Raw genomic sequence first — 19,704 nt, 5'->3', positions numbered from 1 at the left:
AGGCGGGCAGGGCCAAGGGGGTCGGCTCACGTCCCGGTCCGCTCAGTCCTCGTGGCCGAGCTGGAGGTCGCGTTCGGTACGACCGCCGCCGGCCATGTGGAGCACGGTGGCGACCGGCGGGTAACCGGCGGCGATGACGGTGTACTCGCCCGAGGACAGGTCGACGAAGCGGAACGTGCCGTCGGCGCCGGTGGTGAGCGTGTCGACGACGTTCCCCGCGGCGTCCAGCAGGGTGACGCGGGCGTCCTCGACGGGCCGTCCGCCGCCGGCCCGGACGGTGCCCTTGAGCATGGCGCCGCCGGCGAGCTCGATGTCCTGCCGGGTCTCGCGGGACGCCTGGACGGTGACGGGGAGCGCGGCCGGGCGGAAGGCGGGGGCGCTGCCGGCGAGGGTGTACTCGCCGGCCACCAGCTCGCTGATGACGTAGCCGCCCTCCCGTCCGCTGCGGGTGCTGGCGACCACCTCGCCGTGCACGTTGGTGAGCGTGACGGTCGCGTCGCGGACGGGGGTGCCGTCGGCGGTGAGGACGGCGCCCGCGAGGCGTCCGGCGCCGCCGAGGACGACGTCGAGTTCGACGGGGCGCTCGCCCACGGTGACGGAGACGGCCTGCGGCTGGTGGCCGCCGGCGGCGGCGATCAGGACGTACGCCCCCGTCCCGGGCGTGGCCAGCGCGTACCGTCCGTCGCCGCCGCTGGCGCCGCGCCCGATCTGCTGTCCGGCGGCGTCGATGAGGGTGAGCGCCGCGCGGGGCACGACGGTGCCGTCGGGGTGCTGCACCGTGCCGCAGACCGGGACGCCGCCGGGGCAGGGCGAGCGCGGCGGGGCCGGGGTCCTGCCGCCCGGGGTGTGGGGACGGGCGGGCGGGACCTCGGCCGGGGGCGGGGTCTGCGCGGTCTCCGTCTCGGTCACGGGCGCGTTGTGGGACACGAGCGGTTTCTCCTTGAGGAAGAAGGCGAGGAACAGGCCGAGCACGAGCACCGGCACGAGGTACAGGAAGATCCGCGGCATGGCGTCGGCGTACGCCTGGATGTAGGCGTCGCGCAGCGCGGGCGGCAGGGTGTGGACGAGCTGCGGGGTGATGGCGTCGGCGTGCGGCAGCCCGGCACCGGCGGGCAGCCGCACGGCGAGGGCGTCGGTGAGCCGGTCGGCGAAGAGCGTGCCGAAGATCGCCGCGCCGACGCTGCCGCCGATCTGCCGGAAGTAGTTGTTGGCGCTGGTGGCGGTGCCCAGGTCGGCGGGGCGCACGGAGTTCTGCACGGCGAGGACCAGGACGGGCATCACCATGCCGATGCCGGCGCCGAGGACGAACATCCAGACGCTGTACTGCACCCGGGGCGTGTCCGCGTCGAGCCGGGAGAGCAGCCACATGCCGACGACGGACAGGGCGCCGCCGAGGATCGGGTGGATCTTGTAGTGACCGGTGCGGCTGATGAGCTGGCCGGAGACGACGGAGGCGCCGACGATGCCGCCCATCATGGGCAGCATCAGCAGGCCGGACTCGGTGGCGGAGGCGCCGTCGACCATCTGGAGGAAGGTGGGCAGGTAGCTGGCGGCGCCGAACAGGGCGACGCCGACGACGAGTCCGATGAGGCCGGTGACGTTGAAGACGGAGTCGCGGAACAGGCGCAGCGGGATGAGGGGTTCGGCGGCGAAGCGCTCGGCGGCCAGGAAGAGCACGGTGGCCGCGAACGCGCCGGCGCCGAGCCCGAGGATGACCTTCGAGCCCCAGTCGTACTCGATCCCGCCCCAGCTGGTCAGCAGCACCGCGCAGGTGGAGGCGGCGGCGAGCAGCAGCGCGCCGAGGACGTCGAGGCGGGCCCGCACCCGCGGCTTGGGCAGCTTCAGGACGAGGGCGACGACGGCCATGGTGAGCAGGCCGAAGGGGACGTTGATGTAGAAGCACCAGCGCCAGGAGAGGTGGTCGGTGAAGTAGCCGCCGAGCAGCGGTCCGGCGACGGAGGCGAGGCCGAAGGCGGCGCCGATCAAGCCCATGAACCGGGCGCGCTCGCGGGGCGGCACGATGTCCGCGATGATCGCCTGCACGCCGATCATGAGGCCGCCCGCGCCGACGCCCTGCACCGCGCGGTAGGCGATGAGCTGGTCCATCGTCTGGGCCCGGCCGGCCAGCAGCGAGCCGGCGACGAAGACCAGGATGGCGAACTGGAAGACGCCCTTGCGGCCGAAGAGGTCGCCGAGCTTGCCGTAGATCGGCAGGCCGACGGTGGAGGTGAGCAGGTAGGCGGTGATCGCCCAGGACATCTTGTCCAGGCCGTGCAGCTCCCCGACGATCTTCGGGAGCGCGGTGGCGACGATCATCTGCTCCAGCGCGGCGAGCAGCAGCGCCAGCATCAGCCCGAAGAAGACCAGCCGGACCCGGCGCGGACTGAGCGCGGCGGCCGGTCCGGGCGCGGGCGGCCCGGCGGAGTCCGGCGGCGCGGCGGCGGCCGGCTCGTCCTGCACCAGAGTCATCCCGCCCACGTACCGCTCCCCTTGTCGCACTTCGTCGCCTGAGCGCACCATTCCCGCTCAGGCGACAACGGCGAAGACTCGCAAGGGGTTACGGCGTCCGGCGGGGACGCGTGGAGATCACCCGAACCGGTGAGGCGGCCCCAACGGCCGCCTCACGTACGGACCTTGACTACTTCTCGACCTCGGCGGCGAGCTTGGCCAGCTCCGCGTCGTAGATCCGGGCGAGGCCCTTGGGGGCGAAGGTCTTCTCGAAGAAGCCGCCGATGCCGCCGGCGCCGTTCCACACCGTGGTGACGACGACGCGCGAGCGTCCTTCGCCGGACGGGGTGACCCGCCAGGTGGTGACCATCGAGGAGTTGCGGTCCTTCTCGACCAGTTCGCCGTCGGAGGGCTCGGTCACCTCCAGCAGGCAGTCGCGCACGCGCTTGCTGGTGGCCTGGAGCTTCCAGTGCACGAGGGTTCCCTCGCCGTCACCGCCCTCGCGGACCTCGTACTCGCTGAACTGCTCGGGCAGCAGTTTCGCGCGGGTGCCGCTGTAGTCGGCGAGCGCGTCGAACACCGTCTCCGCGTCCGCGTTGACGATCCGCTCGGTCGTGGCCTCGACCTGCGCCATCGGGTACCTCCAGGGCCTGGTGCTGAGGGGTCGGGGCAAGCCAACCACCCCGCCGCCCGGCCACCAAATCGGGGGGCGCCCGGCGGCCGGGGGGGGCAGGCGTCCGGACCTCGGGTCGCACGATCAAGGGAACGTATGTTCTATTCTGTGGGTCTGCACTACCGAGGAGGCGCCATGCGCTGGGAGAACCTCTCGGAGTCCGGCCACGGCCGGGCGTCCGACGCCGCGCTGTTCGACGCGGACGCGGTCACCACCCGCACCTTCGACACGCCGGAGTTGCGTCCCAACACACATCACTGAGTTGTTCCTGTGCACGAAGGAGCCCCGGTCACAAGGTCTGGGGGACCAGGTGACCGGGGCTCTCGGCCTCCGCGCCGGCGCGGGGTACAGCGGAGGCGGGGCAGGACGCTGACAACGAGGCGGTGCCTCGCCTCCGGCGGTCAGACGAACGGAGGCAAGAAGCTCATGGGACCTCTACCGCCGACTTCAGCAGCGCTACAGCACGGGCGTGGATCTCGTTGTCGACGATACGCATGCGGCCGGCTGTGACACGACCATGGCCGTACATGGTGCCCCGGGAGAGCGTCACCGTCCGCGCCATGTCGAGCTTCCACTCCGTTGTGACCTCAAAGCCCTTCGGAGCGCCCAGGAGCCGCGCAGAGAACCCGGAACACGCGAGCCAGCATGCACGCTGTTCGTCCGGCGTCATGGCCGTATAAAGGCGTCCAGGGTCATGCCGCCCGGCCATGGCGAAGAGATCACCGGGTTCCGCTTCGTTGCCCTCGACCGGAATGACACCCATGACGGCCGTGTCACCGAAGTGTCCAGTCGTCGTGTACGCCAGGACGCAGCGCGCCGACGTCTGCCAGTCATGGAGGAGCGGCCACACGGCGACCCTCCCTCTGCCTTCGATCTCTAACACATCGGCCTCCCTCTGCCGGCATGGAACGAGCCCCCACCTTACGGTGGAGGCTCGCCCCGTCAGCTCAACTGGGTCAGCGACCGTGTCCGGGACTGGGGTTACCCCCCTTGCCGTCACCGTCCTCCAAGTCCGTGTTGTCGTCCTCGTCGCCCGGGTCCGTGGCGATGCACAGGTCCATGGTCATGTGCGTACCTCCTCGGTGTGGCTCCCGACGGCGAATCCGCCGGGGTTGGGCAGCCTCGTCGTTCCACGGGCGGAGGACGAGGGCATTTCAGGACGCTGACGGGGGCTGGGCCAGCCGACCTCAAGGGCCACCCGCCCCCGTCGCGCCCACCGCGAGCCAGGCGCACGGGCGCCCAGTCCGCGGGTCTAGGGGGCGACGGGATCGACCGGGAGTCGCATGTCCCGCGTAACGCTGAAGTCCACCGTGGACGTGATGCGGAACGTCGTGTGCCATGGCTGCCGGACTGTGTGCGCCTTGGCCCACTCGACGGGGTTCACGCCGTCGGTGATCTGCGCCAACTCAATGCACTGCATGCACCCGACGTACTTCACAGTGGGCAGGTCGTTCAGCGTCTGGTTGACGTGTATCAGCGGGAACTGCTCAACAGTCACGAGATCTCCCCGCGGGAACGCGCGTTGGCTTTCGCCACGCGGACGGACAGCATCTCCACGGACGTCGCCTCCCGAACGTACTTCGGGTCGGCGGTCCATTCCTTCCCACCCCCGACGGGACGGAGGTAGACGCGCGTGCCGACCCGGTCCCGGTACTCCCCTACGCGGTTCCGGGCCGTGTCGAACATGACCGTCCCGACGGCCGGCGTGTTGCTCACGTCTTTCCCTCCTGATCCCCCTCGTGAGGGTGCCGGGAAATCCACACCCGTAGATCCGACGCTCGGGAGGGATTGAACTCAGGACGCCGAGGGTCCTCCGCCTCCGTCAATCGACGGAACAGAGACGCACACTGCCGGCAGCCGGGTACCGGTTCGACTCGTCGCGCCAAGGGGTCAGTGAGCTGAACCGGTTTCCGGATCACTGTCTCTAACGCCATCCCTGCACCTCCCTAGGTCGAGCACACGGCACAACTGCACTAAAGCGCATTTCGTCACGTGCCGTGTGCGGAATGGCACTTCAAGTGTGTCGGCCCCGCACTGCAATTGCAAGTGGGCAGTCGATGACTGCAAAAAAGCAGTCTGATCACTCTCCGCCTCTCCGACTGTGGGAGGCTGTGTAGCCGTACCGCCCCAGCGGCGGGAAGATGGCGAAGAGACCAGAGGATGGGGGACAAGTGGGCGCAGTGGGTGAGCCAACAGTGCGCAAGCGGCAACTTGGGGCGAAGCTGCGTCAGTTGCGAGTCGCCCAGGGGCTGAAACTTGAAGACGTTGCTGCACGTACGTCGATGCCGGAATCCAAGATCGGTCGCGTCGAGCTGGGCCGCCTCGGGATCAAGCCCGACGACCTTGACGCGCTGCTGAACCTCTACAATGTTGAGGACGAAGCCCTCCGCACCGTCCTCCGCTCCATCGCCCGGCACGGCAGCCGGCGCGGGTGGTGGCAGACATACAAAGACTTGATCTCCCCAGCGTACGCGGACTTGATCAGCCTGGAGGCTGACGCGCAGTCGATGCGCTCGTATCAGTCCACGCTCATTCCGGGGCTCCTTCAGACAGTCGCCTATGCGCGCGCCACCCTGAGCGCGACGGGCATGACGTCGACGGCCGACGAGGTCAACCGCCTGGCAGAGGTGCGCATGGCCCGTCAGTCGGTCCTCACCCGCCCAGAGCCGCTGGAGCTGTGGGCCGTCATCCATGAGGCTGCGCTCCACCCGCGGGTGAAGAGCCAACCAAAGGTCATGAAGGAGCAGCTCCAATCGCTGCTCGACCGACAAGAGCTTCCGAATGTCTCGATACAGGTGCTTCCGCTCGACGCCTCACCGCATGTGGGGCTGATGGGTAGCTTCGTGCTGTTCGGCTTCCCGGAGACGGCAGATCTCGACGTCGTCTACCTGGAGAACCTGACGAATGCCCTGTACGTCGAGGATCATCCGGAAGTAAGTCGATACGGCAGCGCCTTCGAGCGGCTACGCGCGGCGGCGATGCCCTTCGACGAATCGGCCGACCTCATAGAACGACTGAAGGACAGCATCTGATGATGATCATTCCCGACTCCTCCGCGTCCAACTTCGCCTGGACCAAGTCCACGTACAGCGGCAACCAGGGGGACTGTGTCGAGGTCGCTTACGGCGCCGTCCCCGCGGCTCTGCCCGTGCGCGACTCGAAGATGCCCGCCGGCCCGGCGCTCGTCTTCGGTGACACCCACTGGGGCGTGTTCGTCGACGCCCTGAAGCGCGGCGACGTCTGACCTAGCCCACAACGCAAAGAAGGCCCCTGCCTGATGGCGGGGGCCTTCGTGGTGGTTACTGCATCGGGGGCTTCCAGTCGCTCAGTTGACGACCGGTCGGCGACCATCCGGGGTGCTCGTCCATGAACTTCTTGATCACGTCTGGCAGATGCGGCACCCCCTCCGCCTCGTCGGCTGCACGGAGGAGAGTGGCAGCGAGTTCGCGGGCCTGCGCGGGAGTGTGGTAGGCGGACGTCGCAGGCGCGTAATCACCCGCGTATGCAGACACCTGAATCTCGCCGTCCTCGACGGTTACGTCAGTTTCGGTGCGATTGCCGCCCTTGACGGTCGTTACATTGCTCGTCGGCATGATCTCTCCTTCACGCGCCCACAGGGCGCTTGTTGTAGACCTTACGGACCTGGTCGAGGTCGACGCGCGGCCCTTCGTTGGTCTGGTACTTGACGAGCCGGCCACCGTTGGCGGCGCCGCGGATCGTCGTGTCGGTCACTCCTGCGATGGCCGCAGCCTCCGCGTAGGTTGCCAGGGTGGGCGCAGGAGGCTCCGCCACGGGCTCCGGGGTTCCTTCCTCCATCGGCTCCGTCTCCGGCTCTCCAGCGGCCTCCGGCGGCTCCTCCGTGGGTGCCTTGCGCGAGTGGACGAGCAGCGATCCACCGAAGAACGCCAACACGGGCCAGGCAGCGACGAGGACGCGGAGCATCGCCGGGGGGTGCTCCAGGTCGATGACGCCGGCCGTGGCGACGTTGGCGCTCATGGACGCCGCGAGGGAGAGCCAGAACCACAGCCGCGGAGCCGACGTGGGCTCACCCTCCTCCGCCTCCCGGAGCCGCTTCCAGGCCATGACGAGGAGGACGTCCACGGACACGGGGTAGGCCCACGCCTTCCATCCCGTCTGACCCGCGGCCTCCGCGATGTCGTGGATGTGCGCGAAGGAGAGTGCGGCTGCGATGACGGCTTGGATCAGGAGGGGGTCAAGCCGGCGGAGTGTTCTCATGGCTCCTCGTGAGTGTGCGTGAGTTGTGAGTGGTGAACCGGAGCCCCTGTCACCGGAATTGACAGGGGCTCGCGTGGGGCTCCGGCTAAGCGGCGACGCTGACGCTCTCGGAGTTCTCCGCGATCACTTCGCGTATGGCATTGACCGACGGAGCGCCGCGCGTCGCAGGGTTGTCCGGCGTCACAGCCGTCCCTTGGCCGAAGCGACGGACCTTGCCCGGAGCGCAGTCGCGCGAGTGCCACGTGAGGCTGTACATCCAGCGGTCGCCCCGGTAGTTCCCCCTCTCGTTGACGGGGACGAGCCTGCCGACCTGGACGTTCAGGAAGGGCTCTCCCTCGTACCCCGGCGCCGTCCACAGGGCCGACGTGCGCCACCCGTGCGCCTCCGCGAAGGACAACAGGTCGGACACGGCCTTCGGCACGGCGTAACCCGCTGGCGGAGTGGAAAGCAGCTCCGTCAGGTCGGCGTTCAGCGTACGGATCTCCTCGCGCTGCTCTGCGGTGCGCTCGTCCGGGTGGATGCGCTTCAGAGTGGACAGCGCGAACGACATGTGCTTGTACCGCTCGACGGGTGTTTCCTCCGCCGGCTCGTCGACGACCGGAGAGGCTGCCGCGCGCTGCGCGATGCAGTAGTGGTGCCCGCACTCGCCACCGATCTCCTTCGCGTGTCCCTCGTCGCACAACTCGTAGGTACCGGGGGCGTACCACTCGGCGCTGTAGCGACCGCTGGAGGCGCCGACCTCGTCCGCGTGGTCGATGGTGCCGCGGGTGGACCGGAGCGCCTCGTCCTCGCTCTGCGTCCACTTGCCCATGTCGACGCCGTTCAGGGTGATGCGGGTGTACCCCCAGTCAGCGCCACGGCCAGCGACGACCTTGATCTTCCGGCCCTTGTAGGTCTCGCGCTTCATGGTGTTCCCTCCGTGAGTGCCTTGCGTTACTCGTATCCTGACAGACATATGTCGAGCGACACAACCCCTGACGGCAAAGTTCCGTGAGTCGTTTTACGGACCTTCGGCGATCAGCGCATGACGACGGACGTCCCGTCGGCGAAGTAGGACAGCTCCGGGTCGAAGTAGGTCGCAGGCGTGGTGACGTCCTCGTCCAGGCTCTCAACGGCTGCGGTCACCGTAGACGACTCCTCGACGACCGACGCATTCTCGACGGTTTCTTCCGCCGTCGGCTCCTCCACCTTCGGTGCCGGCGCCGGGTACTCAACGTCGGCGAACTTCTCGCCGTTGCGGAACGCCGCGTCGATCGTCTTGTACGCCTTGCTGTGGACCTGACGACCCCGGTTGAAGACGAGGACCTCGAAGGCGTTCCCGTCCTCCGTGGAGGAGATCATCACCTTGTTGCGGCCGTAGTAGTACTCCGGCAGCTCCGCGCAGGACGAGAGGCTCCAGTCCGCGCCGGGGCGGTCGGTGTACTTGCGAGCGCGCACGGCCTTGCGGAGCGCCTCGTAACGGGCGACGCATCGGGCGGCGTTCTCAAAGTCGATGTCCGTCATGTCGTTCTCCTCCGCTAGTTCCTTACGCTGTGCCTTCGTCCTGACACAGTTATGTCGACCACCACAACTCCCTGGGGGAGATCCGTCAGTCGACTGACGCTTCTACGCCCTCCGCAGCAGGCTGAACCCCGTCCCCGCCCCCTCGCAGCTCTGGAGCACGAGATCCGGGCTACCAGGGAAGGCGGGGATGGCCCCGCCCTGGCGGTTGATGCGGTAGTGGTCGTAGACCTCGTACGTCCCCGCGAGCGGGCCGGAGATGACCCGGACCGTGCGTCCGACGGGGACTCGGGAGAGCCACTGGTAGCCGTCGTAGTTGTGGCCAGCGAGGATGTTGCCCGCGTACATCGTCAGAGAGCCAGCGTCGATGCACTGCTGAGCGTGGCCCGTGCAGTCACGGTAGAAGGTGATGCGGATGTCCGCAGGCGGCTGGGCGATGGGGTGCTTCGTGGCGGGGGTCTTCGACGGCTTGGCGATCGTCGGGGACGGAGTCGGCGTCAGTGTCTTGCGCTCCTCATCCCGCGTCGTCTGCCGGGGCTCGCGCGGCTCCGGGCGGTACGGCGACGGGGAGGCGGGCGACGGTGTCACGACCGGGGCGGAGACGACGTCCTTCAAGCGTGGGTAGTCCGGCGCCTGAGCATCGGGGGCCAGGACGACCGCCATGGCTGCGACGGTGGTGACGGAGGCAGCGACGAGGCCGGCCCGGAAGGGGAGCCGGGAGGGGCGGCCCGTGGTGGCGAGCGGCTCCGACACCTCGTCGGCCGCGAATCGGGCGTAGCCGAACCTTCCCGGGATCTCGACAGCGTAGGGGTATGAGCTGTCGGGGAAGAGCCAGGCGACGACACCCGTCATGTCCCACTGCTGTCCGGTCACATCGCTGCCGACGTGCACGACGTCACCATCCTTGTACTTCAGGGTGGGCGATGCCGACGTGGCTGGCGGCGCGCCGTTGCACTCCCGCTCGAAGCGGATGCCGTCGAGGGTCTCCAGTGCGCGGACGGACCTCTCCGCCTCGTCCCCCGTGAGACGCCAGGTGGAGAGGACGCGCCGGGTCGGGTCGAAGAGGTAGGCGGTGAAGTCGGTGTGGGTCGTGTTGGTGACGGCCTCGACGCGGAGGCCGTCGGCGAGTTCGTAGATCATGACTCGTCCTTCTCTGGCACCGGTCCCCCGGCGCGCTTCATGTCGGTGTGGAGCTGGGCGACGGCCGCCTTGCGGGACGTCGACGCCGTGGTGTGGAACCGGTCGAAGGCTGCGCGGATGGCGTCGTCGTTGGGGTTGCGTCGCATGGTCAGTCCACCTCCCGGCGAAGCACGACGGAGAACGAGTCACTCATCAGCAGTGCGCGCCGCTTGAACTCCGCAACGGCCTCGTCCACGTCGGTGAACGTCTGCTCCTGCTCCTCCCCGTTGCTGTGGTCGTAGGTCTCGACGGTGAAGTTGTGCATCGTCTCTCCTCCTCGGGGTTCTTCGAGTGCCCCGCCGCGGATTCGAACCGCGCGCCCGCCGGCACTGGGGGTGCCGGGTTGGTCGGGCGATGCCTAGACGGGGCGAACTGCTACTTGGCGTCGCTCTGACGCGCCGGGATGAACGTCAGGAGCACGATCAGGCCCGCTACGAAGCACTCGAACGCGACCAGGGCCCATCCGACGGGACCCGAGATCATCAGTCCGACGGTGACTCCGCCAGTACCCACGCTGAGCGCCGCCCATCGGAACATCGTCTTGTTGCTCATCGCCATCTCTCCTCCTACGGCCTGCCATCCTCAGCGCGGGTAGGCCACCTCCCGCGGACGCCCCGGAGGGCGTTTCGGCTAGAGCGACTTGAGGAACGCAATCGCCGGCGCGACGTCGGCAACCCGGATCCCGTTCTCTGACTCCCGGCACCGGTTCAGGTGCGCGCGGATCGCTTCGGCATGGGGGTTGCCCTTGTAGCGGCTGAGGAGGTAGCGGAGGTAAGCCGACTGCCTCTGGGTTGCCGGCCCACCGCCGAAGAAGCCGAAGTGACCGACCTGACCGTTCGGGGCGTAGACCTCGACGAGGAGTTCCTCCTCCGCCTTCTGCTCCTCCGGGAAGGCCAGTTCGAGCGCCACCTCCAGGGAGACGAACCCGGACTCTGCGCGGCAGCAGACGCAGAAGCCGCGGGACTTGTTGAAGTACATCGCGTGGTGGCCGCACTCACGAATTGCGGTCGCGAGCCAGTGACGGTGTCCCTCGGTCCACTCGTTGATGCTCTGCTCGATCTCCGCCGTGCGGTCCATCTCGTCCCCTCCCCTGGGGCGCCCCGTGTGGAGCGCCCCGCTTGCGTGAGTGCCTTGCGGTAAGAGGACTATGACAGACATATGTCGAGCGACACAACCCCTGACGGCAAAGTTCCGTGAGTCGTTTTACGGACCTAGCCGGCGAGGAACTCCGCCAGGCGGATGATGTCCGCGGCCGAAGGGGCGGTGCCTTCCAGCGCCGAGCGGGCCTGGGTGACGAGAGAGGCGCGGCCGGAGGAGGCAGGGGCGTCGATCCTGCGGACCTCCATCACGTAGCCGACGCCATCGACCTCGTACGGGATGTCATCGGAGTCGATGGAGAGGAGGCACCCGCGCTTGCCGACATCCTCCGACGTCCAGTCGCGGTCTTTCGTGACCTCAACGTAGTCCCCGACCTTGACGGGGTCCGTGTTGATCGCGGCCGACGAGCCGCACACCCTCTGCGCGAAGGCCAGGAACGCCGCAGGGTCGGTGTAGATGTGGCTGGAGGTGCCTCCCATCGACAGCCGGACATCGCCCTCGTCGTCGATGTACGCCTCCGCGTAGCCGATGTCGCTGATCTTGCAGCGCAGGGTCTGAGTGTCGGACATGATCTCTCCTCGGTGTGGTCGAAGGTCCGTGAGTCGGTTTACGGACCTAGCTCCGGCGGTCCAGCTCCAGAGCGAGCGTGATGACGTCGGCCCCGGTGTGGTCGGTGTCGGCCAGGAGCGTCTTCGCCTCGTTGACGTAGCGGGCGAATGCGGAGGGGGTGGCACCGGAGCCGGCAGCCTCCGCGCCCTCGACGAGGGCGCGCTCCCAGTCGGCAAGCTCGACTTCATCAAGGAGCCCCGCCGGCGCGTCGGTGACGGGCTCGACGTTGTCCAGGGAGATGTAGTAGGCGTAGTCATCGGCGTCGCCCAGAAGTGCGCGGATGTAGTCCGCGCGGTCAGGCTCGCCGTAGTCGGTCGCGTGGACGGTGATGATCTGACCCTCACGTACCGGCGCGGAGTTCGCGTTGCTCTTCGTCACCCTGAGCCGGTCACCGACCTTGGGGCGGGTGTCAGCACCGACGTACTCCACCTCCGCGCACCACCAGCCGTAGGAGTCGTCCGTGAAGGACACGCGGTGCGACTGGGCGTCCTCGGAAGTGACCTCCTTCAGCACCCCCACTCGGCCGACGTTCTCCGCGCCCTCGAAGGAGTAGGCATTTCGGACGACGCGCACCCGGTCACCGACCTGCGGGATGCGCTTCAGGGCCGGCGCCTCTCCCCCGTCGATCTCGTCGGCCAGGGCGAGGATGCCGCGGGCGAAGGCACGGGCGGGGGCGGGGTCGAGGTAGACCTCCGTGCCACCGCTGGGCTTCAGTTCCACCTGATCCGCATACCGATGCGCCGTGATGGTGTCGGCCTCGTAGATGGCATACGTGGCGGTGTACTGCGTCATGTTCTCTCCTCGGTCGTGTCTTCTAGGTCCGTGAGTCGTTTTACGGACCGTGGCTCAGAACGTCTCGGTGAAGAAGCCGTCGGGCATGGCGCCGTCGCTACGGGATTCGACCGCGTACAGCACGTCGTCGCCCCAGAGGGCGGCCTCGTCGGGGCGAACGCCCTGGAGGTCGTAGTCGTCGAGGGAGGGAAGTCGGTTCATGGTCGGGTCCTGTCGCTGCTGTAGGAGTGATTCACGCACTGGCACCGTGGGCGTATGCCACAGTGCGAGCGCTGTCGAGTCCGCGGGAGCGGAGCTTGCGGAGGGCCGCCGGCTTCACGGCCAGGTCGGCGCAGGTATCGTGCTCGTCCTGCTTCGTCATGCCGACGCCGTAGAAAGCACGGAGCGCGAACGCCTGACGCTGCGGGATCTGCGTCATGAGCCAGCGGGCCAGGTCGTGACGCTCCACGGAGACGGTCACCTCCGACGAGGGATCGGGGATGACGTCGGCGAGCGTGATCAGCTCGTACCTGTCGCTGTCTTTCAGGGAGTTGACCGGAGCATCGAACGAGATGACCTCCGCGAGTGCTTCGAGGAGTGCGACGAACATCTCACGGGAGATCCGGTGAGTTGCGCTCTTCTCCTCCTGGAGTTCCGCCCAGACTGCTTCGACGTTGCCCGAATGACGCCACAGGAGGTGGCGGACGACGATCGCGGCCGACGCCGGGACCTCGACGGGGCACGAGTTGGAGATGTGCGCTTCGGCCACCGCCCGCCGCGCGGCCCGGTAGACGTACGAGGTGAACGCCGCCGTAGATGCTTCGGTGCTGTAGTCGCGGACGTACTGAACGACAGTGACTCGCGCTTCCTGAAGGTAGTCATCCGCGTCCTCGCGGCTGGCGGTCGGGGCGACACTACGGACGATGCCACGGAGCATGGCGTCACAGCCCTGGACGACGGCCCACATGGCGTCACTGTCGCCCGCCTGTGCGGCTTTGATCTGCTCGACGTTGATGCTCTCGCGGCTCATGTGCGCTCCCTCGTGTGTGTCTTGTGCTTGTGTTGTGTCGTAATCCGGGGACGATGTGACGCTGAGGTTTTGTGGTCTGGGCCACACAGTGGTTCAGGTACACGAAAGCCCCCGTCCCTCGTTCGGAACGGGGGCTCCGTGAGTCGTTTTACGGACCTCAGGCGGCTAGGTGATGGATCGTCATGCCGAAGGTCTCTGCGATCGCGACATCAGCCACCGCGAGCGGGCAGGTATCCCAGCCGGCGAGGCAATAGAGCACCGTTGCCGCCGCCCACTGCACCGCAGAGGTGTTGAACGATGGCAGCGCCTCCAAGAGGCCCGCCATTTCCGCAAGGAACCCGACAGCTTCGTCAGTGCCTTGCGGCCCCGTTATGATGATCAAGATCGTTTCCCCCTGCGGTTGGAGCGGTCGCGTCCTCCCCCTCCCACCGGGCTAGGGCGCGATCCATAGATGCAGAGACGCCGCGAACTGCTGCTACCGCGTACGGGAGCCATCGGGCGCCGTTTTTCAGTTCTGCTAGAAGATCGCTCCGGCACTCATCGAGCGCCGTTGCCTCGGTTGGGCGGGATGGTCCGTGCGTTGCCCGCCGGCCCGTTCCGTCCGCATCCACGTCGGGCCGCCGGCCCGGCATGGTCACTGCGTCGCCGTAAGCGGTCAGGAACTGGCGAACTTCCGCCGATGCGCTGTCCAGTGCATCAAGCAGTTCGATCAGTCGCTGTCCGTTGTCGACGTGATCAGGACTGTAAGTCACGCATCCTCCACGGGCAATCACCGTGCGGCCGAATCAAGTGCGGTCACGCGGGGTCTTTATGGCGGTTAGTCCTCTTTCAGGATCGAAGGGACGCAGGCACGCCGTGCCAGCGGACCTACCTCACCTGCTGTTATGTCGCTCGACACACCTCAGGGTTAGAGGATTCTCCGTTACGAACTCGTGACCTCATGGAGGAGTTGTGAAGCGTTCTCCAGCCTCCCCCGGTCGCCTTCCGTGATCGCTCGGTTGTCCCCCGTCAGGCCCTCACCTGTACTTCTGGACAGCCATTCGATAACGTCCCGGTCTCCCTTCGACCGGTTACACCAAGCGCACGCCGGCGCAAGGTTGGGCCACTCGTGAAGGCCGCCCCGGGCAAGCGGACGAATGTGGTCCACCTCCGCTACAGCCATCTGCGTAAATGAGACGTCACAGTAAGCGCAGGACCACTCGTCTTCTTCCTCCCACCGTCGCAGAGCGTCACGACGGGAGGGATGAAGCGGGGGTTCCGGGGGACGACGCGAGGGTGTGATGCGCATGGGGCGGGGCACGGACCGCACAGCGAAGGGGCGAGAACCCGCCACCGTGCGGTCAACTGTGGTCGTGCGCCCCGGGGTCGGGGGAGTGAGGCGTGTGGGGGTCACTTACGCGCTTCTTCCGCCGCTCGCGCCTCGTCCGGGTGCGCGGCGTACCACTCGTCGTTCTCCAGCATCGTCGCTGCCTTCTTCATATAGAGCGAACCCCAGCTCCGCCCACCGACGTCAGGGTCCGTGTCGATGGGGATTCCGCGGATCACCGTCGCCATGGCTTCTCCAATCTCCCGGGCAACCTCCTTCGCTTCACGCTCCGGAGCGTCCGCGACGATTTCGTCATGGATGGGGAGGAGGACATGAGGGGTGAGCCCACGCTCATGGATCGCCAGCATCCCTTGCGCGAAGATGTCCCGGGCCGTGGACTGAATCTCTCCGTTGAACGAGGCGTAGGCAGCGTCCCGGTCGAAGACGAGTCGCCGGCCGGAGGGCGTCCGCAGGGTGTAGCCGTTGCGGATGACCTTCTTCTGAAGGTCACGGATGTACCGGGCCAGCCGCGGATATGTCCGCTTGTAGCCCTTCACGGCATCCTGCGCGGCGGCGATGGTGAGCCCGGTCTGTGCGGCGATGGTCTTCGCCCCGCCTCCGTACGCCACGCCAAGCTGTACGACTTTCGCCACCTTGCGCTGACCCTTCGTGAACCCGGGGCCGTAGACGCTCGCGGCCGTCAGGTTATGCAGGTCGGCACCTTCCAGGATGGCGGCCGTCATCCTCTCGTCGCCCGACAGAGCCGCCATGACGCGCGGCTCTACGGACGAGTAGTCGACGGAGATCATGCGGTGTCCGTCGTCAGCCTCCACGCAGTGCCGTACCTCCCACTTTCCTGACGGGAGTTGCTGGAACGGAGGGTCGCTGATGGACATGCGGGCCGTCCTGGCGGCCAGTGCCCCGATCTTCGGGTGTACGCGGTCGTTCTCGTCCGCGGTGCGGAGCATCGCTTCCGCGTAGCTCATGCGCCACTTCGCCGCGCGCTTGCTGCGCAGAATCGACATGGCCAGAGGGTTGGGCGTGCGCGACTCGATGGGCTCCCAGTCCTTGTCGACGTCGGCGAGTCGTTTCAGCACCGTGCCATTGACCTGGACCGCTCCGCCGGCCGTGCGCTCCGGGATCTTCTCCCCCATGCCGAGCAACGCCTCCGACACCTGGCGCGTGGAGTTGATGTTCTCTACTCCGTACTTCTTCGCCTCTGCGGCCCACCGTGCCGCCTCCTCCGCCAATCGGGAGGAGAGACGCGTCGTGTACTCACGGTTGATGCGCATGCCCCGACGCTCGACGAGCGCGCAGACGAACCCCACTTCGTGCTCAAAGGGCACGAGAGCGGGGTTCACCCCCAGCTCCTTCACCCTGGCCTGGACCTTCGGCAGAAGCCGGGACGTGAGAATTACGTCTCCACCTGCGTAGCTCAGGTACAACGGGTTGTTGATGTCGATGTGCGGCCATCCGGTGTCCTTCGTGTGGCCGATCTTGTGGAACTCTTCGATCAGTCCGCCTTGCGTGTCGGGGGCGGACGGGTCGACGTAGTGTTCCGCAGCCTCCTTCAGCTTGTTGCCGATGCCGCCCTGATCCCGTCGGCGCGGGTCGGAGAGGTGGAGATAGATGTACGTGTCGAGGGTCTTCGGCGCCAGGTCTTCCAGAGTGATCCCCGGCAAGTGCCGGTCGGAGGCCAGCATGTCGAAGTTGCGGTTCTGCATGGACAGGGCCGGCAGAGTCCGCAGAGCCCACGACGCGAGCCGCTGAAGGTCGTCACCCAACTCCACCTGAAGGACCCACGCCTCATCCGGCGTGCCGAACTGCGCCGTTCGGATGCGGAAACCGCTGGAGAACGTGTCGAGCCCAGTTGTCTCCGTGTCGTATGCGACCCGCTCCCCCGCGTTCGCGCGGTCCAGGATGTAACGCTGGAACTTGCGAAAGTCATCGATGGTCTGGGGCACGCGAACGGGGATAGCCTTGCCCAGCACTGGGAAGCTGTGCTCAATCATGCTGCCTCCTTCGGCTGTCCAAAGATGTCGGTCGGTCCGTCAGGTGCGTCGTCCGGGGCCTCCTCCGCCCGTTGCCCAGCCGCCTCCCGTTCCTCGTCGGTCATGAGCCGGAGCCCTTCGAAGCCCCAGCGGCCTCCGCGCTTGATTTTCTGGAAGTTGCGGCTCTCCAGCTCCACGCCCAGCGCCCATCCGGAGAGGACTTCCTTCCGGCTCAGGCCGGCGTCCTCCGCCCACTCCGCGTAGGCGCGACGAATCGCCATGGGGGCGACGCGGGCGTTCGGCTCTTCGACGCACCGGGCGAGGAGGAACTCCGCCAGACGGTCTTCGCTCTCCCGGTAGTCCTGCGTCGCCGTCGCGATGGAGTCGGGCTCCTGGAGGCCGTTGGCGTACCATTCCGCGGCGCCGTCGACGGCCCAAGCGAGGATGCCCTCCCGCTCCGCGCGAAGGCGTGTCGCCAAGTTGAGATCCGCCTTCGCCCCCTTGAATGAGGCTTCGAAGGGAACGAGCTTCACCCGGCGCCAAATGCCGTAGTCCTGCGACAGGATGGCCGGCTTGTAGTTGCCCGCCACGAGCAGGAGGAACGACGGCACGTAGGTGAACGGAGCGCCGTAGAGCATGCGGCACGTCACCGGGTCTCCGCCGGTCAACTGCTTGATGAGCCCCTCCGCAAGACGGCTGTACTTCTCCGTCTCTGACGCCGTCACGAGCCGTGCCCCGCGGAGTGCCGCCACCTCTGGCGACGCCTGGCCGACGCCTACGCGGCTCTCGAAGGTGGAGAACTCCGTCGACTTCGTGACGCCCTTGAAGGTGTCGATGAGCGCACCCAGGAACTTCGACTTCCCGTTCTTCCCGTCGCCGTGAAGGAAGACGAAGCACTCCTCCGCCGTCGACCCGGTGATCCCATAGCCGACGAGGCGCCGCATGTATGCCGGCAGCTCCGGATGGTTGGGGAAGATCTCGTTGAGGAACTGGAGCCACCTCTCCGCTTTCGCCTCCGGCCGGTACGCGACGTCGAGGCGTCGGGTGATCATGTCCGCGGGGTTGTGCGGACGCAGCTCCTTCGTGCGCAGGTTCAGCGTCCCGTTCGCGACGGACAGGAGTTCCGGGTCTGCGTCGAAGTCGCCGGCCGACGCCGGGACGCCGGGCACCGACGGCAGTACCTTGATGACGTCCTCGATGGCCCGGTTGGTCAGCGCCTTCAACGCAAGCTTCCGCGCCCCGTCGTCACCCGACGCGATGAGTTCCGCGCCCATCTGAATGAGCGCTGCCTTCACCTCGTCGTTCCCGGGCGCCCAAACCTTTCCGTCCCAGACGAGGAAGCCGAGACCCGAGGCGTAGCGCACTCCCCCACCGTTGCGTGCCATGTAGTCGCGCAGGCGGACGGCGATGCCGGCGTCAGTCTGGTCAAACGCTTCGCGAGCGGAGACGCCCATCGTCTGAAGGGCGGCGTCCGTGGCGGAAACCTCCGTCTCCTCGTCCTCCTTCACCGGCTCCGGTGGCTTCGGCGCCTCCAACTCGACGACGGAGGCCGCGCGTACGGCTGCATGGAGCTGCCCCGGGAAGGCTTCGGTGTCGCGCTCCCGCCAGTCCGTAAGGTCGTCACCGTCGTGTGGAATCTCCAGGCGACGCACCATGACGCCCGCGCGGACGAGAGCCCCCGCCAGGGAGTCGGTGAAGCCCGCTCCCGCACGGTCCCGGTCGCCGGCAATGACGACGTCCAAGTCCCGGAGTCCGTCGGCGAGTTCGGCGACGAGAGCCGCGTTACGTGCGAGCCCGGCACCGCGGATGGCCACGGCGTCGTAGCCGGCGCCCACGGCCGTCAGCGCGTCGCCAGGACCCTCGCAGATGAGGACCGTGTCGTAACCGGCGCCGCTCCTCATCACGCCGTACTTCGCCCACTGCTTGCCGTCGACGTTCGTCAGGGAGACCCAGCGGGCGGGGCACTTACCGGAGATGTCGCGCCCCTGGAGGCCACGGACGACGCCGTCAAAGCCGGTCAGAGGGACGGTCAGCCGCGGGTACCGGGTGAAGCCGCGCGAGAGCCAGGGTCTCGACGACTGCACTGCGGGGGTGGAGAGGCCAACGAGGAGATCGGCACACTGCTCCGCAGAGAGGCCGAACCGCTCCGCGGCGTACTGCCGCGCGTCGTCGGCGAACCCCGCCCCCAATCCCTCGTGTTGGAGGGCGTCCGCCCACTGATCAACTGCCATCCGCAGTCCGGCTATCTCCCCCGGGCCGATGCTTTCCGGCGCCTTCGCGGAGATGGTGGACGCTCCCAGGTCGTTCACGACGTCGTAGAGGTCGGACTCCCGCAGCCGCATCTTCTCCAGGATCTTGGGCTTCTGGCACCCGGTACGACAGACCATGAGGAGCATGCCGTCTGCCTTGAGCGTGAGCTTCAGCGACGGGTGGTTCCGGTCGTTGTGCGCGGGACAGAGCGCAAGGTGTCCGTCGTGGTCCTCCTCCACGCCGTCCAGCCGCCCCAGGATTTCGGACAGTCGCACTACTTCTCCCCTCGTACGGCGTGCTGACGGACGCTTCCCGTGACGCCCCCCGTGGTGACGCCGATGCCGAGTCCCTCGCGCAACTGCCATCCGTCGTTGCGGTACTTGGCGGGGTCCCACTTCACCAGCGAGACGCGCGGCTCTTCGTGGCGGTGGACCCCGCTCTCCAGCGCGTTGAAGAGAGCGTCGGACGCCTCGTCCAGCGCGCTCGGTATGTGCCGCGCGTGCGCACTGGCGAGCGCCTTGCATAGCACGCACCAGCAACCCCAGATCTCGTCGTTGTACGGATCGAAGCGGTTCGCCAAGACGTCTCTCCCCTCTCGTGCATGCGTTGGTAA

At 67.5% G+C, this 19,704-nt stretch carries 25 protein-coding genes, 1 other RNA gene and 1 pseudogene; 3 read left to right on the top strand and 24 right to left on the bottom strand.

Annotated features, from left to right (window positions below):
• Positions 1-42: 42 nt before the first annotated feature.
• The gene (locus J7I94_RS19445; protein WP_215168404.1) at positions 43-2,478 is read right to left on the bottom strand and encodes an MFS transporter; all 2,436 of its coding nucleotides are present in this window, start codon (positions 2,476-2,478) and stop codon (positions 43-45) included.
• Between the two features lie 160 nt (positions 2,479-2,638).
• The gene (locus J7I94_RS19440; RefSeq protein ID WP_215168403.1) at positions 2,639-3,082 is read right to left on the bottom strand and encodes an SRPBCC family protein; all 444 of its coding nucleotides are present in this window, start codon (positions 3,080-3,082) and stop codon (positions 2,639-2,641) included.
• Between the two features lie 174 nt (positions 3,083-3,256).
• On the opposite strand from J7I94_RS19440, the pseudogene J7I94_RS19435 reads away from it, so the two are divergent.
• Positions 3,257-3,379 (top strand): annotated as a pseudogene (locus tag J7I94_RS19435) (radical SAM protein); the annotation flags it as partial.
• A gap of 166 nt (positions 3,380-3,545) precedes the next feature.
• Here J7I94_RS19435 and J7I94_RS19430 read toward each other — a convergent pair.
• The 3 genes from J7I94_RS19430 to J7I94_RS19420 form a co-directional block, all read right to left on the bottom strand.
• Positions 3,546-4,004 (bottom strand): hypothetical protein, encoded by a 459-nt coding sequence (locus tag J7I94_RS19430; RefSeq protein WP_215168402.1) that lies wholly within the window; start codon positions 4,002-4,004, stop codon positions 3,546-3,548.
• 369 nt (positions 4,005-4,373) lie between these two features.
• Positions 4,374-4,619 carry a hypothetical protein gene (locus J7I94_RS19425; RefSeq protein ID WP_215168401.1) on the bottom strand — a complete coding sequence of 82 codons (246 nt, stop codon included), beginning with the start codon at positions 4,617-4,619 and terminating at the stop codon, positions 4,374-4,376.
• Entirely contained in the window at positions 4,616-4,837 is a 222-nt protein-coding gene (locus tag J7I94_RS19420) for a hypothetical protein (protein ID WP_215168400.1), read from the bottom strand. The genes J7I94_RS19425 and J7I94_RS19420 overlap by 4 nt, the downstream gene beginning before the upstream one ends.
• Positions 4,838-5,316: 479 nt before the next feature.
• Here J7I94_RS19420 and J7I94_RS19415 point away from each other — a divergent pair, with 479 nt between their 5' ends.
• Both J7I94_RS19415 and J7I94_RS19410 read left to right on the top strand, forming a co-directional pair.
• Positions 5,317-6,153: a helix-turn-helix transcriptional regulator gene (locus tag J7I94_RS19415; protein WP_308114623.1), complete on the top strand. Its 837-nt coding sequence runs from the start codon at positions 5,317-5,319 to the stop codon at positions 6,151-6,153.
• Complete coding sequence (locus J7I94_RS19410; RefSeq protein WP_215168398.1) at positions 6,153-6,365, top strand: DUF397 domain-containing protein; 213 nt, start codon at positions 6,153-6,155, stop codon at positions 6,363-6,365. Before J7I94_RS19415 ends, J7I94_RS19410 begins: the two co-directional genes overlap by 1 nt.
• 55 nt (positions 6,366-6,420) lie before the next feature.
• Here the strand turns inward: J7I94_RS19410 and J7I94_RS19405 are convergent, their stop codons facing one another.
• The 19 genes from J7I94_RS19405 to J7I94_RS19315 all read right to left on the bottom strand — a co-directional run bounded on the left by J7I94_RS19405 (position 6,421) and on the right by J7I94_RS19315 (position 19,671).
• Positions 6,421-6,714 (bottom strand): hypothetical protein, encoded by a 294-nt coding sequence (locus J7I94_RS19405; RefSeq protein ID WP_215168397.1) that lies wholly within the window; start codon positions 6,712-6,714, stop codon positions 6,421-6,423.
• 10 nt (positions 6,715-6,724) lie between these two features.
• Positions 6,725-7,357: a DUF2637 domain-containing protein gene (locus J7I94_RS19400; protein WP_215168396.1), complete on the bottom strand. Its 633-nt coding sequence runs from the start codon at positions 7,355-7,357 to the stop codon at positions 6,725-6,727.
• 85 nt (positions 7,358-7,442) lie between these two features.
• Positions 7,443-8,264 (bottom strand): hypothetical protein, encoded by an 822-nt coding sequence (locus tag J7I94_RS19395; RefSeq protein WP_215168395.1) that lies wholly within the window; start codon positions 8,262-8,264, stop codon positions 7,443-7,445.
• Between the two features lie 110 nt (positions 8,265-8,374).
• A complete protein-coding gene (locus J7I94_RS19390; RefSeq protein WP_215168394.1) occupies positions 8,375-8,860 on the bottom strand; it encodes a hypothetical protein in 486 nt (161 codons plus the stop codon).
• Between the two features lie 102 nt (positions 8,861-8,962).
• The gene (locus tag J7I94_RS19385) at positions 8,963-9,997 is read right to left on the bottom strand and encodes a hypothetical protein (RefSeq protein ID WP_215168393.1); all 1,035 of its coding nucleotides are present in this window, start codon (positions 9,995-9,997) and stop codon (positions 8,963-8,965) included.
• Positions 9,994-10,143, bottom strand: a complete 150-nt coding sequence (locus J7I94_RS19380) for a hypothetical protein (RefSeq protein ID WP_215168392.1) — start codon at positions 10,141-10,143, stop codon at positions 9,994-9,996. The genes J7I94_RS19385 and J7I94_RS19380 overlap by 4 nt, the downstream gene beginning before the upstream one ends.
• 2 nt (positions 10,144-10,145) lie before the next feature.
• Positions 10,146-10,301, bottom strand: coding sequence for a hypothetical protein (locus J7I94_RS19375; RefSeq protein WP_215168391.1), 156 nt, complete (start codon positions 10,299-10,301; stop codon positions 10,146-10,148).
• Between the two features lie 110 nt (positions 10,302-10,411).
• A complete protein-coding gene (locus tag J7I94_RS19370; protein ID WP_215168390.1) occupies positions 10,412-10,588 on the bottom strand; it encodes a hypothetical protein in 177 nt (58 codons plus the stop codon).
• Between the two features lie 15 nt (positions 10,589-10,603).
• Positions 10,604-10,668: hammerhead ribozyme type II (locus tag J7I94_RS19365), an RNA gene on the bottom strand.
• On the bottom strand, positions 10,667-11,113 hold the full coding sequence (locus tag J7I94_RS19360; RefSeq protein WP_215168389.1) for a hypothetical protein: 447 nt from the start codon (positions 11,111-11,113) through the stop codon (positions 10,667-10,669). The genes J7I94_RS19365 and J7I94_RS19360 overlap by 2 nt, the downstream gene beginning before the upstream one ends.
• Positions 11,114-11,247: 134 nt before the next feature.
• Complete coding sequence (locus J7I94_RS19355; protein ID WP_215168388.1) at positions 11,248-11,703, bottom strand: hypothetical protein; 456 nt, start codon at positions 11,701-11,703, stop codon at positions 11,248-11,250.
• 46 nt (positions 11,704-11,749) lie between these two features.
• A complete protein-coding gene (locus tag J7I94_RS19350; protein ID WP_215168387.1) occupies positions 11,750-12,535 on the bottom strand; it encodes a hypothetical protein in 786 nt (261 codons plus the stop codon).
• A gap of 54 nt (positions 12,536-12,589) precedes the next feature.
• Entirely contained in the window at positions 12,590-12,736 is a 147-nt protein-coding gene (locus J7I94_RS19345; RefSeq protein ID WP_215168386.1) for a hypothetical protein, read from the bottom strand.
• A gap of 31 nt (positions 12,737-12,767) precedes the next feature.
• On the bottom strand, positions 12,768-13,544 hold the full coding sequence (locus tag J7I94_RS19340; protein WP_215168385.1) for a sigma factor: 777 nt from the start codon (positions 13,542-13,544) through the stop codon (positions 12,768-12,770).
• A gap of 157 nt (positions 13,545-13,701) precedes the next feature.
• The gene (locus J7I94_RS19335) at positions 13,702-13,926 is read right to left on the bottom strand and encodes a hypothetical protein (RefSeq protein ID WP_215168384.1); all 225 of its coding nucleotides are present in this window, start codon (positions 13,924-13,926) and stop codon (positions 13,702-13,704) included.
• 540 nt (positions 13,927-14,466) lie between these two features.
• Positions 14,467-14,832 (bottom strand): HNH endonuclease, encoded by a 366-nt coding sequence (locus tag J7I94_RS39560; RefSeq protein WP_374198403.1) that lies wholly within the window; start codon positions 14,830-14,832, stop codon positions 14,467-14,469.
• A 101-nt stretch (positions 14,833-14,933) separates the two neighbouring features.
• A complete protein-coding gene (locus tag J7I94_RS19325) occupies positions 14,934-16,862 on the bottom strand; it encodes a DNA polymerase (protein ID WP_215168382.1) in 1,929 nt (642 codons plus the stop codon).
• A complete protein-coding gene (locus tag J7I94_RS19320; protein ID WP_215168381.1) occupies positions 16,859-19,366 on the bottom strand; it encodes a phage/plasmid primase, P4 family in 2,508 nt (835 codons plus the stop codon). Before J7I94_RS19320 ends, J7I94_RS19325 begins: the two co-directional genes overlap by 4 nt.
• Positions 19,366-19,671 carry a hypothetical protein gene (locus J7I94_RS19315; protein ID WP_215168380.1) on the bottom strand — a complete coding sequence of 102 codons (306 nt, stop codon included), beginning with the start codon at positions 19,669-19,671 and terminating at the stop codon, positions 19,366-19,368. The genes J7I94_RS19320 and J7I94_RS19315 overlap by 1 nt, the downstream gene beginning before the upstream one ends.
• Positions 19,672-19,704: the final 33 nt, after the last annotated feature.

This window comes from Streptomyces sp. ISL-12, from assembly GCF_018614415.1.
In the GTDB taxonomy this organism is placed as follows: domain Bacteria; phylum Actinomycetota; class Actinomycetes; order Streptomycetales; family Streptomycetaceae; genus Streptomyces.
This window is presented reverse-complemented; position numbering and strand designations above follow the sequence as displayed.

Bases quoted from the DNA above. Each gene is read 5' to 3' on its own strand.
- J7I94_RS19395 (WP_215168395.1), bottom strand. From the start codon at position 8,264: ATGAAGCGCGAGACCTACAAGGGCCGGAAGATCAAGGTCGTCGCTGGC.
- J7I94_RS19380 (WP_215168392.1), bottom strand. From the start codon at position 10,143: ATGCGACGCAACCCCAACGACGACGCCATCCGCGCAGCCTTCGACCGG.
- J7I94_RS19390 (WP_215168394.1), bottom strand. From the start codon at position 8,860: ATGACGGACATCGACTTTGAGAACGCCGCCCGATGCGTCGCCCGTTAC.
- J7I94_RS19400 (WP_215168396.1), bottom strand. From the start codon at position 7,357: ATGAGAACACTCCGCCGGCTTGACCCCCTCCTGATCCAAGCCGTCATC.
- J7I94_RS19360 (WP_215168389.1), bottom strand. From the start codon at position 11,113: ATGGACCGCACGGCGGAGATCGAGCAGAGCATCAACGAGTGGACCGAG.
- J7I94_RS19375 (WP_215168391.1), bottom strand. From the start codon at position 10,301: ATGCACAACTTCACCGTCGAGACCTACGACCACAGCAACGGGGAGGAG.
- J7I94_RS19350 (WP_215168387.1), bottom strand. From the start codon at position 12,535: ATGACGCAGTACACCGCCACGTATGCCATCTACGAGGCCGACACCATC.
- J7I94_RS19385 (WP_215168393.1), bottom strand. From the start codon at position 9,997: ATGATCTACGAACTCGCCGACGGCCTCCGCGTCGAGGCCGTCACCAAC.
- J7I94_RS19440 (WP_215168403.1), bottom strand. From the start codon at position 3,082: ATGGCGCAGGTCGAGGCCACGACCGAGCGGATCGTCAACGCGGACGCG.
- J7I94_RS19410 (WP_215168398.1), top strand. From the start codon at position 6,153: ATGATGATCATTCCCGACTCCTCCGCGTCCAACTTCGCCTGGACCAAG.
- J7I94_RS19345 (WP_215168386.1), bottom strand. From the start codon at position 12,736: ATGAACCGACTTCCCTCCCTCGACGACTACGACCTCCAGGGCGTTCGC.
- J7I94_RS39560 (WP_374198403.1), bottom strand. From the start codon at position 14,832: ATGCGCATCACACCCTCGCGTCGTCCCCCGGAACCCCCGCTTCATCCC.
- J7I94_RS19325 (WP_215168382.1), bottom strand. From the start codon at position 16,862: ATGATTGAGCACAGCTTCCCAGTGCTGGGCAAGGCTATCCCCGTTCGC.
- J7I94_RS19405 (WP_215168397.1), bottom strand. From the start codon at position 6,714: ATGCCGACGAGCAATGTAACGACCGTCAAGGGCGGCAATCGCACCGAA.
- J7I94_RS19340 (WP_215168385.1), bottom strand. From the start codon at position 13,544: ATGAGCCGCGAGAGCATCAACGTCGAGCAGATCAAAGCCGCACAGGCG.
- J7I94_RS19370 (WP_215168390.1), bottom strand. From the start codon at position 10,588: ATGAGCAACAAGACGATGTTCCGATGGGCGGCGCTCAGCGTGGGTACT.
- J7I94_RS19355 (WP_215168388.1), bottom strand. From the start codon at position 11,703: ATGTCCGACACTCAGACCCTGCGCTGCAAGATCAGCGACATCGGCTAC.